Source organism: Salmonella enterica subsp. diarizonae (assembly GCF_008692785.1).
Lineage (GTDB): Bacteria > Pseudomonadota > Gammaproteobacteria > Enterobacterales > Enterobacteriaceae > Salmonella > Salmonella diarizonae.
Genome location: NZ_VXJV01000009.1, coordinates 139,350 through 153,198 on the forward strand (window position 1 = coordinate 139,350; position 13,849 = coordinate 153,198).

Annotated in this window: 13 protein-coding genes and 1 riboswitch; of the genes, 5 read left to right on the forward strand and 8 right to left on the reverse strand. The window is 51.2% G+C overall.

What is annotated here, in order from left to right; all coding sequences use genetic code 11:
- Positions 1-225: 225 nt before the first annotated feature.
- Positions 226-1,125, forward strand: coding sequence for a lipid kinase YegS (gene yegS, locus F4V72_RS18990; protein WP_136058196.1), 900 nt, complete (start codon positions 226-228; stop codon positions 1,123-1,125).
- Between the two features lie 52 nt (positions 1,126-1,177).
- Here the strand turns inward: yegS and fbaB are convergent, their stop codons facing one another.
- Positions 1,178-2,230 (reverse strand): class I fructose-bisphosphate aldolase, encoded by a 1,053-nt coding sequence (gene fbaB / locus F4V72_RS18995; protein WP_080190643.1) that lies wholly within the window; start codon positions 2,228-2,230, stop codon positions 1,178-1,180.
- 253 nt (positions 2,231-2,483) lie between these two features.
- Between fbaB and F4V72_RS19000 the strand changes: the two genes are divergently transcribed.
- Genes F4V72_RS19000 through F4V72_RS19010 form a run of 3 tightly spaced genes read left to right on the forward strand, consistent with a single transcriptional unit; the run spans position 2,484 to position 5,718 of the window.
- Complete coding sequence (locus F4V72_RS19000) at positions 2,484-3,755, forward strand: nucleoside permease (protein ID WP_136058195.1); 1,272 nt, start codon at positions 2,484-2,486, stop codon at positions 3,753-3,755.
- The gene (locus F4V72_RS19005; protein ID WP_136058194.1) at positions 3,752-4,756 is read left to right on the forward strand and encodes an ADP-ribosylglycohydrolase family protein; all 1,005 of its coding nucleotides are present in this window, start codon (positions 3,752-3,754) and stop codon (positions 4,754-4,756) included. The genes F4V72_RS19000 and F4V72_RS19005 overlap by 4 nt, the downstream gene beginning before the upstream one ends.
- Entirely contained in the window at positions 4,753-5,718 is a 966-nt protein-coding gene (locus F4V72_RS19010) for a PfkB family carbohydrate kinase (RefSeq protein WP_053510420.1), read from the forward strand. The genes F4V72_RS19005 and F4V72_RS19010 overlap by 4 nt, the downstream gene beginning before the upstream one ends.
- On the opposite strand, the gene F4V72_RS19015 is transcribed toward F4V72_RS19010, so the two are convergent.
- From F4V72_RS19015 to thiM, 3 genes are read right to left on the reverse strand one after another with little or no spacing between them, the layout of a single operon-like run.
- Positions 5,692-6,438: a GntR family transcriptional regulator gene (locus F4V72_RS19015; RefSeq protein WP_053528855.1), complete on the reverse strand. Its 747-nt coding sequence runs from the start codon at positions 6,436-6,438 to the stop codon at positions 5,692-5,694. The genes F4V72_RS19010 and F4V72_RS19015 overlap by 27 nt on opposite strands.
- Before the next feature lie 36 nt (positions 6,439-6,474).
- Positions 6,475-7,275 carry a bifunctional hydroxymethylpyrimidine kinase/phosphomethylpyrimidine kinase gene (gene thiD / locus F4V72_RS19020; RefSeq protein WP_023248284.1) on the reverse strand — a complete coding sequence of 267 codons (801 nt, stop codon included), beginning with the start codon at positions 7,273-7,275 and terminating at the stop codon, positions 6,475-6,477.
- Positions 7,272-8,060, reverse strand: coding sequence for a hydroxyethylthiazole kinase (gene thiM / locus F4V72_RS19025; RefSeq protein WP_023248285.1), 789 nt, complete (start codon positions 8,058-8,060; stop codon positions 7,272-7,274). Before thiM ends, thiD begins: the two co-directional genes overlap by 4 nt.
- A gap of 31 nt (positions 8,061-8,091) precedes the next feature.
- Positions 8,092-8,188: riboswitch (TPP riboswitch) on the reverse strand.
- A gap of 281 nt (positions 8,189-8,469) precedes the next feature.
- Here thiM and rcnB point away from each other — a divergent pair.
- Complete coding sequence (gene rcnB, locus F4V72_RS19035; RefSeq protein WP_048591779.1) at positions 8,470-8,784, forward strand: Ni(II)/Co(II) efflux transporter accessory subunit RcnB; 315 nt, start codon at positions 8,470-8,472, stop codon at positions 8,782-8,784.
- Positions 8,785-8,844: 60 nt separating this feature from the next.
- Here the strand turns inward: rcnB and F4V72_RS19040 are convergent, their stop codons facing one another.
- From F4V72_RS19040 to yehD, 4 genes are read right to left on the reverse strand one after another with little or no spacing between them, the layout of a single operon-like run.
- Positions 8,845-9,858, reverse strand: a complete 1,014-nt coding sequence (locus F4V72_RS19040; RefSeq protein ID WP_053528853.1) for a fimbrial protein — start codon at positions 9,856-9,858, stop codon at positions 8,845-8,847.
- A gap of 11 nt (positions 9,859-9,869) precedes the next feature.
- Positions 9,870-12,356: a fimbrial biogenesis outer membrane usher protein gene (locus F4V72_RS19045; protein ID WP_136058193.1), complete on the reverse strand. Its 2,487-nt coding sequence runs from the start codon at positions 12,354-12,356 to the stop codon at positions 9,870-9,872.
- 14 nt (positions 12,357-12,370) lie between these two features.
- Complete coding sequence (locus F4V72_RS19050) at positions 12,371-13,051, reverse strand: fimbrial assembly chaperone (RefSeq protein ID WP_023248289.1); 681 nt, start codon at positions 13,049-13,051, stop codon at positions 12,371-12,373.
- A 58-nt stretch (positions 13,052-13,109) separates the two neighbouring features.
- On the reverse strand, positions 13,110-13,646 hold the full coding sequence (gene yehD / locus F4V72_RS19055) for a fimbrial protein YehD (protein ID WP_023248290.1): 537 nt from the start codon (positions 13,644-13,646) through the stop codon (positions 13,110-13,112).
- Positions 13,647-13,849: the final 203 nt, after the last annotated feature.

Consider the following 13,849-nt stretch of genomic DNA (forward strand, 5'->3'; position numbering starts at 1 on the left):
TGGTTTTCTTGCACTACCACAAGCGATACTCAATGCGCATAACGGCATCTCTCTTGTCGCCATTTGCCTTAAACCATGCTTCGCTTACCGCTGCGTATACCAGGCAGAAAAACGGTAAAGCAATAAGTGCGCAACATTTCAATTTTCATCCTGTTCTGACCTCGCTTTCTCATTTCTGCTATACACTTTCTGGAGGTTGTTGTTCAACATATTAAGGCATAACGGATGGCTAACTTTCCCGCCAGCTTACTGATCCTCAATGGCAAAAGCGCTGATAATCAGCCGCTACGTGAGGCCATTACTCTACTTCGCGACGAAGGCATACAGATTCACGTTCGGGTAACCTGGGAAAAAGGCGACGCGCAGCGTTACGTTGATGAAGCCCGTAGGCTGGGCGTTGAAACGGTAATTGCTGGCGGCGGCGACGGCACCATTAATGAAGTATCTACCGCGCTCATCCAGATCCGCGACGGCGTAGTCCCCGCACTGGGCCTTTTGCCGCTCGGCACCGCCAACGATTTTGCCACCAGCGCCGGTATTCCTGAAGCGCTGGACAAAGCGCTGAAACTGGCGATTGCCGGAAACGCGATGGAAATTGATATGGCCCGGGTCAATGATAAAACCTGTTTTATCAATATGGCGACGGGCGGTTTTGGCACCCGCATCACCACCGAAACGCCAGAAAAACTCAAGACCGCGTTGGGCGGCGTCTCCTATCTTATCCACGGTCTGATGAGAATGGATACGCTGAAACCTGACCGCTGCGAAATACGTGGCGAAAACTTTCACTGGCAGGGAGATGCGCTGGTGATCGGCATCGGCAACGGTCGTCAGGCCGGCGGCGGGCAGCAATTATGTCCCACCGCGCTGATTAACGACGGGCTGTTACAGCTACGGATTTTTACCGGCGAAGAGCTGCTGCCGACGCTATTTTCCACACTCACGCAGTCAGATGACAATCCGAATATTATTGACGGTACCTCGGCGTGGTTTGATATTCATGCGCCGCATGAAATCACGTTTAATCTGGATGGCGAACCACTCAGCGGACAAGAATTTCATATTGAGGTCCTGCCAGGCGCATTACGCTGTCGGCTACCGCCGGACTGCCCGTTGCTGCGTTAATAATACCTACCGCTGGCCGGATGCGCTAACATCCGGCTTTTCTTCGTTGGACTCAGGCGATGGTGACTTTGCTATCCAGATAGACATCCTGTACGGCGTTAATCAACTTCACGCCATCAGCTATCGATTTCTTAAAGGCTTTACGTCCCAGAATTAACCCCATCCCCCCGGCTCGTTTGTTGATCACAGCGGTACGAACCGCGTCGCCGAGATCAGTGTCGCCGCCGTCCGCACCGCCGGAGTTGATAAGCCCGGCGCGTCCCATATAGCAGTTCGCCAACTGATAACGTACCAAATCAATCGGGTTATCGCTGGTCAGTTTGCTGTACACGCGGTCATCGGTATAGCCGAAGTTTACCGCTTTATAACCGCCGTTATTCTCGGCCATTTTCTGTTTCACAATATCCGCGCCAATCGTGGCGGCCAGATGGTTGGCCTGACCCGTCAGGTCAGCGGATACATGGTAATCAACGCCGTCTTTTTTAAAGGAAGAATTACGCAGGTAAGCCCACAATACGGTCACCATGCCCAACTCATGCGCACGCTCAAAAGCAGCGGAGATCTCTTCAATCTGGCGACGAGACTGTTCCGAACCGAAATAGATCGTCGCGCCTACCGCCACGGCGCCCATATTGAACGCCTGCTCAACGCTGGCGTACAGGGTCTGATCATACTCCGTCGGATAGCTCAATGTTTCGTTGTGATTCAATTTGACCAAAAACGGAATACGGTGCGCATAGCGCCGTGAAACCGAGGCCAGTACGCCGTAGGTAGAGGCCACGCAGTTACAGCCGGCCTCAATAGCCAATTCAACAATGTTTTTTGGGTCAAAGTAGCGCGGGTTGGCCGCAAAAGAGGCACCGGCTGAGTGTTCCACCCCCTGATCGACGGGCAGTATCGAAAGGTATCCTGTTCCCGCCAGGCGTCCAGTATTATAGAGCGTCTGCATATTACGCAGAACGGCAGGTGGACGATTATTGTCAATCATCACCCGGTCAACGTAATCCTTGCCGGGAAGATAAAGCTGATCGGAAGGAATGGTCATACAACGATGCTGTAAAAGGCTGTCGGCGTCTTTGCCAAGCAACTGCGCAATATCAGTCATAGCTATGCTCCCGTAAGTTCCGATAGGGTATCGGAAGGTGAATAGTCCTGCCCCGCAGATTGCGGGTCGCAATAAGCCTGGTACTGACCGATCATTTTTGCCAACTTTAGCGCATTTTTTCGGCGCTATCTGCTGGCTCGATTCACGTACGAAAAAGTGTTAGATCGGTCAAAATTAATGCTCAATGGTATTTAAAAGGTATTATTAGATGGTATTGTCGTGGCGTACCTTACCTGTCATGAAGGATTCAAAAATGAAAACGACTTTTAAACTGTCATTCATGATGTTCGTGGAGTGGTTTATCTGGGGTGCCTGGTTCGTCCCCCTGTGGCTATGGCTAAATAAAAGCGGGTTTTCCGCCGGTGAAATAGGCTGGTCTTATGCCTGTACCGCCATTGCGGCGATCCTGTCGCCGATTCTGGTCGGCTCCGTTACCGATCGTTTTTTCTCGGCGCAAAAAGTGCTGGCGGTACTGATGTTCGCGGGCGCCGTACTGATGTACTTCGCGGCGCAGCAAACCACCTTTGCCGGATTCTTTCCGCTGCTGCTGGCCTATTCATTAACCTATATGCCGACCATCGCGCTGACAAACAGCATTGCCTTCGCTAACGTACCGGACGTTGAACGCGATTTTCCACGCATTCGCGTTATGGGTACCATTGGGTGGATAGCCTCCGGCCTCGCCTGTGGATTCCTGCCGCAAATGTTAGGCTATAACGATATTTCCCCCACCAACATTCCACTGCTAATCACCGCCGCAAGTTCAGCGTTGCTGGGCGTATTTGCGTTCTGTCTGCCAGACACGCCGCCAAAAAGCACCGGCAAGATGGATATTAAAGTGATGCTGGGGCTGGATGCGCTGGTCCTGCTACGCGATAAAAACTTTCTCGTTTTCTTCATCTGCTCCTTCCTGTTTGCGATGCCGCTGGCCTTCTACTACATCTTCGCTAACGGCTATCTGACGGAGGTGGGAATGAAAAACGCCACCGGCTGGATGACGCTCGGCCAGTTCTCTGAAATCTTCTTTATGCTGGCGCTGCCCTTTTTCACCAAGCGCTTTGGTATTAAAAAGGTATTATTGCTTGGTCTTGTTACCGCCGCGATCCGCTACGGCTTTTTTGTCTATGGCGGCGCGGAGACATATTTCACTTACGTCCTGCTGTTCCTCGGTATTTTGCTGCACGGCGTAAGTTACGATTTCTACTATGTCACCGCCTACATTTATGTCGATAAAAAAACGCCGGTTCATATGCGTACCGCTGCGCAAGGGCTTATCACCCTCTGCTGTCAGGGATTCGGCAGCCTGCTGGGTTATCGTCTCGGCGGTGTGATGATGGAAAAAATGTTTGCTTATCCGCAACCGGTTAACGGTCTGACATTCAACTGGGCGGGCATGTGGACGTTTGGCGCAGTAATGATTGCCATCATCGCGCTACTGTTTATGATTTTCTTTCGCGAATCGGACAAAGAGATCACTGCTATTGACACTCGCGATATTGCGTTGACACAAGGGGAAGTAAAATGAAAGCAGAACGTATTCTCGGTGCTCTTTACGGGCAAGCGTTAGGGGATGCGATGGGAATGCCCTCCGAGCTGTGGCCGAGAACGCGCGTCAAAGCGCATTTCGGCTGGATTGACCACTTTCTGCCCGGCCCAGAAGAGAATAATGCCGCCTGCTATTTTAACCGCGCGGAGTTTACGGACGATACCGCAATGGCGCTCTGCCTGGCCGACGCGCTGCTCGAATGCGAAGGCAACATTGATCCCGAGATTATTGGGCGTAACATCCTCGCCTGGGCGGAACGCTTTGATGCGTTCAATAAAAATGTACTCGGCCCGACGTCAAAAATTGCGCTGAACGCGATTCGCGACGGCAAACCCATCGCGGCGCTGGAAAACAACGGCGTGACTAACGGCGCGGCCATGCGCGTTTCGCCGTTGGGCTGCCTGTTGCCGCCAACCAACCTGACAGCCTTTATAGCAGAAGTGGCGTTAGCCTCCAGCCCGACGCATAAATCCGATCTGGCGGTGGCTGGTGCCGTGGTCATCGCCTGGGCCGTCTCGCGAGCGGTTAACGGCGACACGTGGCAAAGTATTGCCGACTCGCTCCCCGCCGTCGCCCATCAGGCGCAGACAGCGCGTATTACCACGTTTAGCGCCTCGCTATCGGCACGTCTGGAACTGGCGCTAAAAATTGTCCGCCGCGCCGACGGCGTCGAATCAGCCAGCGAACAGCTATATCAGATCATCGGCGCGGGAACCAGCACCATTGAATCGGTTCCCTGCGCTATCGCCATGGTGGAGTTGGCGAATACCGATCCTAACCGCTGTGCCGTGCTATGCGCTAACCTCGGCGGCGACACCGACACTATCGGCGCGATGGCGACGGCCATTTGCGGCGCGTTACACGGGGTAAGTGCCATTAACCCCCAGTTAAAGCAAACGCTGGACGAGGTTAATAAGCTGGATTTTGCGCGCTATGCCGTTGCGCTGGCGAGTTATCGTCAACGGCGGGAGGCATTATGAACGGCGCACGGTTGCTGACATTATTACCTACCCTGCACACCCGGCGTCCGCTCACCGTTATCGGCGCGGCAGTGATCGATATCATTGCCGACGCCTGGACATTGCCGCGTCGCGGAGGCGATATTGAACTGCAACAACAGAGCGTCAATGTCGGCGGCTGTGCGCTGAATATTGCCGTGGCGTTGAAACGACTGGGGATTGACGCCAGCAATGCGCTGCCACTGGGCCAGGGCGTGTGGGCGGAGAGGATTCGCCGCCGTCTGGCAAAAGAGGGATTATCCAGCGTGATTGACGCGGTTGAAGGGGATAACGGCTGGTGTCTGGCGTTAGTCGAACCGGATGGCGAACGCACGTTTATGTCTTTTAGCGGCGTGGAAAATCAGTGGAATGCGGACTGGCTGTCGCAGCTCAGGACACCGCGGGGCAGTCTTGTCTACCTGTCCGGCTATCAACTGGCCTCGTCCTGTGGCGAACAACTGATCCAGTGGCTGGAAACCGTCGACGATGTAACGCCTTTTATCGATTTTGGCCCACGAATCGGTGATATTACAGACGATACAATGGCGCGCATTATGGCCTGCCGGCCCATCGTCTCCCTCAATCGCCAGGAGGCAATCATCGCCGCGGAACGCGTCGGGTTCGCGACCGGTACACGCCCTTTCGGCGAGGCATGGGTAAAACGCTTTTCCGCGCCGCTGGTAGTGCGCCACGATAAAGACGGAGCGTGGTATTTTAGCGCGCAATCTTCCGGCTTTGTGCCAGCGTTTCCGGCTACCGTGGTGGATACCATCGGCGCGGGCGACAGCCATGCTGGCGGCGTACTGGCAGGACTGGCGTCAGGCTGGTCGCTCGCGGATGCCGTACTGCTGGGAAATGCGGTGGCAAGCTGGGTGGTCAGGCATCGCGGCGGCGACTGCGCGCCCACGCGCGAGGCGCTACTCCTCGCACACAAAAACGTATAGGTCGCTACGACAATAACTGATGCTGTATTCAATAGGCCGCTGCTGCTGATCGAACGCCACCTGCTTAATCACCAGCACCGGCACTTTACCATCCATTTGAATATGCGACTGAAACTCATCATCCGGCATCCGGGCGCTGACGCGAGATCGGGTACGCTGAGGGTAAATGTGCTGGCGACGAAAATAGTCATACAGAGAAATGCCAATCGCGTCGACATCATGAATCAGATGCGCGGGCACCCAGGACTCTTCAATCGATACCGCGTCCTCATCAACATAACGAATACGTTTGAGTAAAAAGACGTCGCTGCCTGTGGGGATCGCCAGATGCTGAGCGACCTCATCCGGACAACTTACCACGCGTTTGTTAACCCATAGCGTATCCGGTTTTTTACCGCACAAGACAACCTGCTGAGAAAATCCCCGCGCCTCTTTCAGGGAATACTCAAAGATATTATTGATTTGCGTACCGTAGCCGCGGGCGCGCGTGACGACCCCCTCTTCTTCCAGCGCCTGCATCGCTTTCCGTACCGTGATACGCGAAACGCCGGTAAGCTGGCTGAGATCGCGTTCGCCAGGCAAAATATTACCGTGCTCAAGAATACCGCTGCGAACGGCATCCTTTACCGTCTGGGCGAATTTCATGTATAGCGGCGTATTATCCGCCGCTGAAATTCGTTCATTCAGTTGCGCGATGAGCCGGGTATGTGCTTGTTCCATTTATCTTTTCCTGACGACGGGTCTGTAGGCAGTATACTACCACCACGCGTGGAAATGATGTACCGGACCAATGCCCTTCCCCACTTCCAGCGTATCCGCCTGAGCCAGCGCCGCCGAAAGCCATGCCTTCGCCTCGTTTACCGTCTCTCCCCAACTGCAATGCCGGGGCCGTAACGCCGCCAGCGCCGCCGACAGCGTACAGCCCGTCCCATGCGTATTTTTGGTACTCACACGCGGCGCGCTAAAACGCTGCTCGCCCTCACGGGTAAAGAGCCAGTCCGGGCTTTGCGCATCCTCTAAATGCCCGCCTTTCATCAATACCGCCTCACACCCCATCGCCAGTAATGCCCGCCCCTGCGCCAGCATCTCCTGTTCCGTACGCGCATGGGGTGCATTCAGCAACGCTGCGGCTTCCGGCAAATTAGGCGTAATCAGCGATACCTGCGGCAACAGCCGGACGCGTAATGTTTCTACCGCGGAGGGCGAGAGCAGCGGATCGCCGCTTTTCGCCAGCATCACCGTATCCAGCACCACATTACGTACATGATGGCGCTGTAGTCGTTCCGCCACGACCTCGACAATATCGGTTTCCGCCAGCATCCCGATTTTCGTGGTATCAATGCGCACATCGCTGAACACGGAATCTAGTTGAGCGGCGACAAAGTCCGGATCTATCCGGTACACGGACTGTACGCCACAGGTATTTTGCGCCACCAGCGCGGTAATGACCGAACAGCCATATGCGCCCAGCGCGGAAAAGGTCTTGAGATCCGCCTGGATACCGGCCCCGCCGCTGGGATCGGTGCCAGCAATCGTCAGCGCGTTAATTCTCTTCATTGGCGCGCCTCCACATCCAGATGATATAGCGCATCAAGAAAAGCCGGGATGAAGCTGCCCGGTCCCTCGCTACGCACTGCCGCGGCCTGGCCTGCCAGTTTCATCCAGCAGCAGGCCGACGCGACATTGTCCAGCGCGGCGCCCGGTAACGCGCAACTGGCGGCAACGACCGCCGACAACGCACAGCCGGTGCCTACAATGCGAGTCATTAACGGATCGCCGCCGGGAATGCTCAGCGTGCGCTGACCGTTAGTGACGTAATCTACCTCTCCGGTGACCACAACGATGCAGTCTATCTGACGCGCCAGCGCCTGCGCCGCAGGCAGTGCGGCCAACGCCGCTTCAGTGGTATCTACGCCGCGTCCGCCCAGCGCCATGCCGGCTAACGCCAGGATTTCCGAGGCATTGCCGCGTATTGCCGCCGGGCGCAGGGACAAGAGCTCCAGGCAAAATCGCCGACGGAATTCCAGCGCGCCCACCGCGACAGGGTCGAGCGTCCACGGCGTTTTGGCATCATAAGCGCTTTCTACCGCAGCACGCATCGCGTCAGCACGTGAGGCGGTTAATGTTCCGACATTAACCAGCAAGGCGTTGGCGATGGCGGCAAACGGTCTGGCCTCGGCAGGATCAATCACCATAGCGGGTGACGCGCCCAGCGCCAGCAGCGTATTGGCGGTAAACGTTTGTACGACGTCATTCGTCATACAGTGCGTAAGCGGGGAGAGCGCGCGAAAGTGTTTTAACGTATGTGCCGCAAGCGTACGGCAGTGCAGGTCAGGCTGCATGGTTCAGCTCCTGCCCGCGTGAAGAAGGGACACGAGCAGTGTCAGACTTCCCTACGCTGGCATTATCCAGATCAGGTGGTACGGGTATTTCTCAGCCTTCATAAAGAAGGGCACCCCGAGTCGTGAAGCCCCGCCGTGTTAAGCGGGGTTTCGCTATTAAGCATACTGTCTGCGCCAGGCAATGTAAATTTACAGCCAGTGGCGGATGATAATTTCAGTGTTATCAGATAGTTCTCAAAACCTATTCGGTTCTGGCAAACTTGCTGCCGGATATGTTGCTGCACGACGCTTTCGTTTACACTTTTTACGAAAAGGGGCGTGAGATAACAAAATAGCGCTTGTCAGATGCGCCACCAGCAGAAATGATACACACGACGTTAACTGACCCGCATATGTGGAGGGTAAAAGTATGAAAAGTAAGTTGCTGCCTTGCGCGCTGTTGCTTGCAACCAGTTTTGCATGGGCCGCCCCCGCGACAACGGGCATTGATCAATATGAGTTAAAGAGTTTTATTGCCGACTTCACACACTTCAAGCCCGGTGATACCGTTCCGCAGATGTACCGCACCGATGAGTACAATATTAAACAGTGGAAATTACGTAATCTGCCCGCGCCGGATGCCGGTACCCACTGGACCTATATGGGCGGCGCGTATGTGCTGATTAACGATGCCGATGGAAAAATCATCAAAGCCTATGACGGCGAGATTTTTTATCATCGGTAAAAAAAGCACGTACTTTCTTGACGAAAGTACGTGAAACAGGGGAAATCATCATTACGCTAATTAGTCATAGGATACGGCAAATATAACTTTGCTTTGGACTTCGCCAGGCTGTAGTGCTTCCCCTGTTATACGCACGTATCTCGCGGTAATGGGGAAAGTATACTGATCATTGATTGTCGCCATTTTCGTTAACCTGCTCATCAGAGCATCACCCCGTTTTAACGGCGTGGCGGCGGTGCCGTTATAAATCTGGAAACCAACGCCTTGGGCGCCATTGGTTATCGTGTTTTTCAGTATCGTTCCGTTGTCGTTCCAGTTGCCGCGCGCCACGTTAAAACTCACCGGGTTGGTGGTAACATTATAAACCCCGTCGCAATTGAGTACCAGATTTGTCGATCCCGTTTTACTGTTATTGCCGGACAAAATCTCATTTAACGTCGTATCCGGCATTTTTATTTCATATGTAGGCTGTGAAAAACGACAGGTGGTGGGCTTGTGTTTGACGGTAAACGTCAAATATTGGGAGTAGGCATTATCATTGCTAAACAACCGCAGGGCAGAACACACTATCCACGCCAAAATATTTGAGTTACATGAATTATTAGATAAAAAATTAACCGCAGGCTTAGATAAGCTGAACGAATTACCGTATACTTTCTCGCCATTATCTGAACTATATGACATTGCGGCTACGTACGATGCTTTAAGGGTCATTTGTTTATTATTCAGAGTATCATCTACCGAATAATTTTTAACTGAGGCAATTCTATCACTGCCTGTATTAACAGGAAAATCTGAACTTTCAAGTGTCAGTTTGATAAAAATTGACTGACTACTGGCACTATCTTTTATTTCAACGATATAGTCTTGTAAACTTGTCGCATAGTACATTTTATCGCCTGTCGTATTGCAGTCAAATGATCCTTGTAAATTGGGATTAAAATTTACCGTTGTTGATCCCGTTGTTAAATCCAATGTAATAGGTTGCGTTGCGCTCGTAGTTCCTTTCGGCGTACATTTTGCTTGTCCCAACAGCGGGATTAATAGTAAAAACAAAAACCCATATTTTTTCATAAACGCATCCCTTATCGGCAAATATAGACTTTATTCTCATTAATCACCTTCTCAAAGGTGATGGTACAGAACTGCCTCTGCTGTTTATTCACCGCGACACGTACCGACGCGGGAATATCATTGGTGCGAATAAATAACCGACTACCCTGACCTACGAGGCCGACGTTATTACCCGCGTTATCTTCTACCTCATAGCCGAACGATAAAGGAGAACCATCCGGACGCCGGGCGAGGAAGTACCAGGGTTTACGTCGATCGGTCTCAAATTCCGCCAGTACCACCGCGCCACGATAAGGCACTGCACCCTTGCGGTTGCCCAATAACGCAACATCGCTATCACTGTTGGAAAGATCCAGCATCAGCATATTTTCGCGATACGGCGTTAAGCTGTCATAAATAGCGTAGCCTTTGCTGTCCGTGGTTAAGTACCGATGGCCCTGCACCGCTGCGCCCTGCAGTCCCGGCGCGTTAACAATGGCAAAAGTATCCGACAACCGGGGAACCAGCGCCACGCCGTTGGACCACGCCACGATACCGCCCTGAATATTGCCGCTGGCCTGCTGGTATTTATTCGACTGGCTGTAACTGCCGCCCACCGTCGCTATCGGCGCACGCCAGACCAGACTGCCGCCCGCTGTTGTCTCACTACCCTGTCGCTGGTGGCTCAGATTAGCGCCATAGCTAAACTGATCGCGGTTCCCCGCCACGCCGCTTAAACTGGTGTTATTCGATTGATAACCGTCATCATCGAACGTTGTTGAGTTAGAAACGAACAGATCGCGCCGCGGGGTAGAAATACCGTCGCCCCATGAGAACGGAATCGAGATATACAGGTTAAAACGCTTATCCTCATGGTGATCCTCATCATATGTCTGGCTAACGGATAAGGTATAGCTAATACGTTGCCAGGAGTTTGAATAACTTAATTGATAATCTTTACCGGTTCCGCTGCGTCCCCAATAATCGCGCCACAGGCCGCTGACCGCCAGAAATCCCCAGTTGGCAGGTAATGCCTGATTGATATTAAGTGAAAAACTGTTCTTCCGACCAAAATCGTTCTGATAATAGTCGGCAATGTCATACACATCATTTTCATCGCGCTGGTAATTATTTTTATTATTCGCCCATACGTGATCGTTAAAGGTTCGATAATCCCGTGACGAATAACGCCAGGCTGCCAAAGCAAACTGCGTTCCGGTCTGCGCAACATATTTATTCCACTCTACCTGAAAACTCTGCCCATCAAAAACATCACCATTATCCTGTTCGCTATGCGAGCGCGTGGCGTCTACCGATACCGCGCCAATCAGCGTATTCCAGCCAGTACCGAGTACAAATGCAGAGTAATTATCCGACAACATTGTCCCGCCATATATCGTCAGCAAATTATTCAGACCGTACTGGTAGCTACCTTGTATAAAATCAGACTGATTACTCGCGCCTTCGATATGACTACGTCCCGCAGCAAAATCATATTTCGACACGCCCGCTTGCAACATATTCGGTACCGATGAATAAGGTACCAGATAATGTGATACTGAACCGTCAGCTTCTTTTACACTAACATCCAAATCCGCGCCGCCGCCAGCAAGCTGCAAATCATCAATAGCGAATGGACCGGGAGGGACCTCTTTCTGATAAATAATAAAACCATTTTGTTCAATAGATACCAGCGCGTTGCTCTGAGCAATCCCACGCACTACCGGCGTAAAGCTCTGTTTCGAGTTTGGTAGCATTTGCATATCGCGCCAGATACGCACGCCGCGAAAACGCACGGCGTCAAAGATGTCCGACCCGGTATACATATCTCCGGCGCGCAGCGTGCCGAGAATCTGCGGAATGCCGCGTTCCAAATACAGGGTGTTACTTTTCCACTGGCCGCTACCCTCGTTGCTTTTTGTATAGTTGGCATTGGAATGCAGTTGCCAACTCAGCAGGTTTAATCCGCTATTCAGGCTCACATAGCTGCTTTTATCATCGCCGCCATGTTTATAATTACTGTAATACTGGCTGGCATAATAAGAGGTATAAAAAGCGTTAATCCCACGATCCCAGGTTTCAGGCGGCATATAACCTGGCTCATATTCATTCACATATGCCTGCGGTACGCGTAAATTCAGCATAAACTGCCCGATATCATAGTCAATGCTGCCGCCCTGTACCGCCGCACGCAGCGGTACGCAATCCACATTTTTATCTGCTTTAATATTGTCGGTACGAATACCAATTTGCTGTAACTGCGCCCAGGTTAAGCATGTCGCGTCCGGATCGGCTTTAATATTGATTTCGTAATGACCGCGCCACTGATTATTCAGATAAACATCCATTTCATACATGCCGGGCATGGGCTTATCGCCATCAATCTGATAACGGGAAATCTTTTCGCCATTTAATCCACCAATCATAAAGTGGGTATCAAACGTTTCTTCTTCCGCCCATACGGATGAAGTTACCAGCACTGACAATATGGCCAGCGTAATGGAGTTTATCTTTGACATAATCAGTCCTTGAGCTATTTTCCAGTTTTTATTTTTTCACTCAAATAGTTACCATGATCATCAATAAGGGTGACTTTATAATAATTAACAACAGTGGCGGTAGTAACCGTTTTATCCGACCAGGGTGCCAGTAATAGTGTTTCTTTATTAATTTTTGAATTACCTGTTACGTCAGGAATAGTTATCCAGTTGGCTGAATTGTTTTTGATAGTAATACTACCGCTGGTATACCTGATATGCAGATACGAAAAACTATTTTTACCTACACCAGTGATACCTTGTGGGCGATAAATAAATTTAATGCGATTCTGCATAGCGAATTTAATGATGTTCTGACTTTCAGACTCCGCTGGGTTAGGCGGAATATCCAGGACGTTAAGAAAAAACAGGCTTTCACGATCTTTCGGCAGGCTATTCGCCAACTGTTTAATTTTCAACTGTTGACCGGACCCACCACCAACCCTCGCAACCGGCGGCGTTATGACGAAAGGCACCTGAATTTTTTCCGGCGGTAGGCTGGTGTCGCCGTCATCTATCCACGACTGCACCAGCGAACTGCGGCTGCCTTCATTCATTAATTGTACAGTAATCTCTTTTTTCTGCGCCGGATAAATAATACGAGTGCCATAAATATAGATACCTCCCCACGCGGGCATGACCGAACCGGCCAGCAATAATGCGACTAGTTTTTTCATTATAATTATCCTTGTTATCGAAAAAAATTGGCGGCCGTAGCCGCCGATAAGCGAGAGATTAATCAGTAACAACGGTCATGGTCAGCGAGGAGGCGACATCGCCAGCGGTAACAGTGGTGCCTTGTTTTGCATAACGCGCGCTAAAATTCAACGTATATTTATTATCTGCTGTCTTTGTTAACTCAATGCCATCATCAGGATTAACCCGCTGAGTAAAGCCCTCACCATAGTAGACTACAAAACCAGCGCCGTTAGCCGATGCCGTATTACGGGTAATAAAGTTACGCGTACTATCAAATTGTGAGCTGGAAAAAGTAATACGTGGTGCTTTATCCCCGGTACATTCAACCGTCAGCGGCGCGGTGGTTTTATTTGAATATCCTTCATAAACATCACCAGCATTTAGTCCATTTAAGCGATCAACACCAATCTGGTTCATACCAATAGTGGCGGTAGTCTCCCCGGTAAATTTACAGGTAGTTCCCACAACCTTACCGGTAATAATTAATTCACCCTGGTCAGAATCAGCAGCGAAAACCCCAGCGCTCATAAATATAGCAGACAATACAGAAGCAGCAATAAGTAAACGTTTCATAATCTCTTCCTTAATGAAGTAATTTCTATTTGTTAAGAGTTATTAACCCTTGCGAAGAAAATTCTCATAGATGGGAAGTTACCGCAATGTAAACGCGATGTTTTATTGATTTAAAGCAATTTACAGATTGTAATATAATCGCAACAAATAATTATTGCTTATCATTATTTTGTAAACTTATTAATTTCCGAAATTTACTGCTC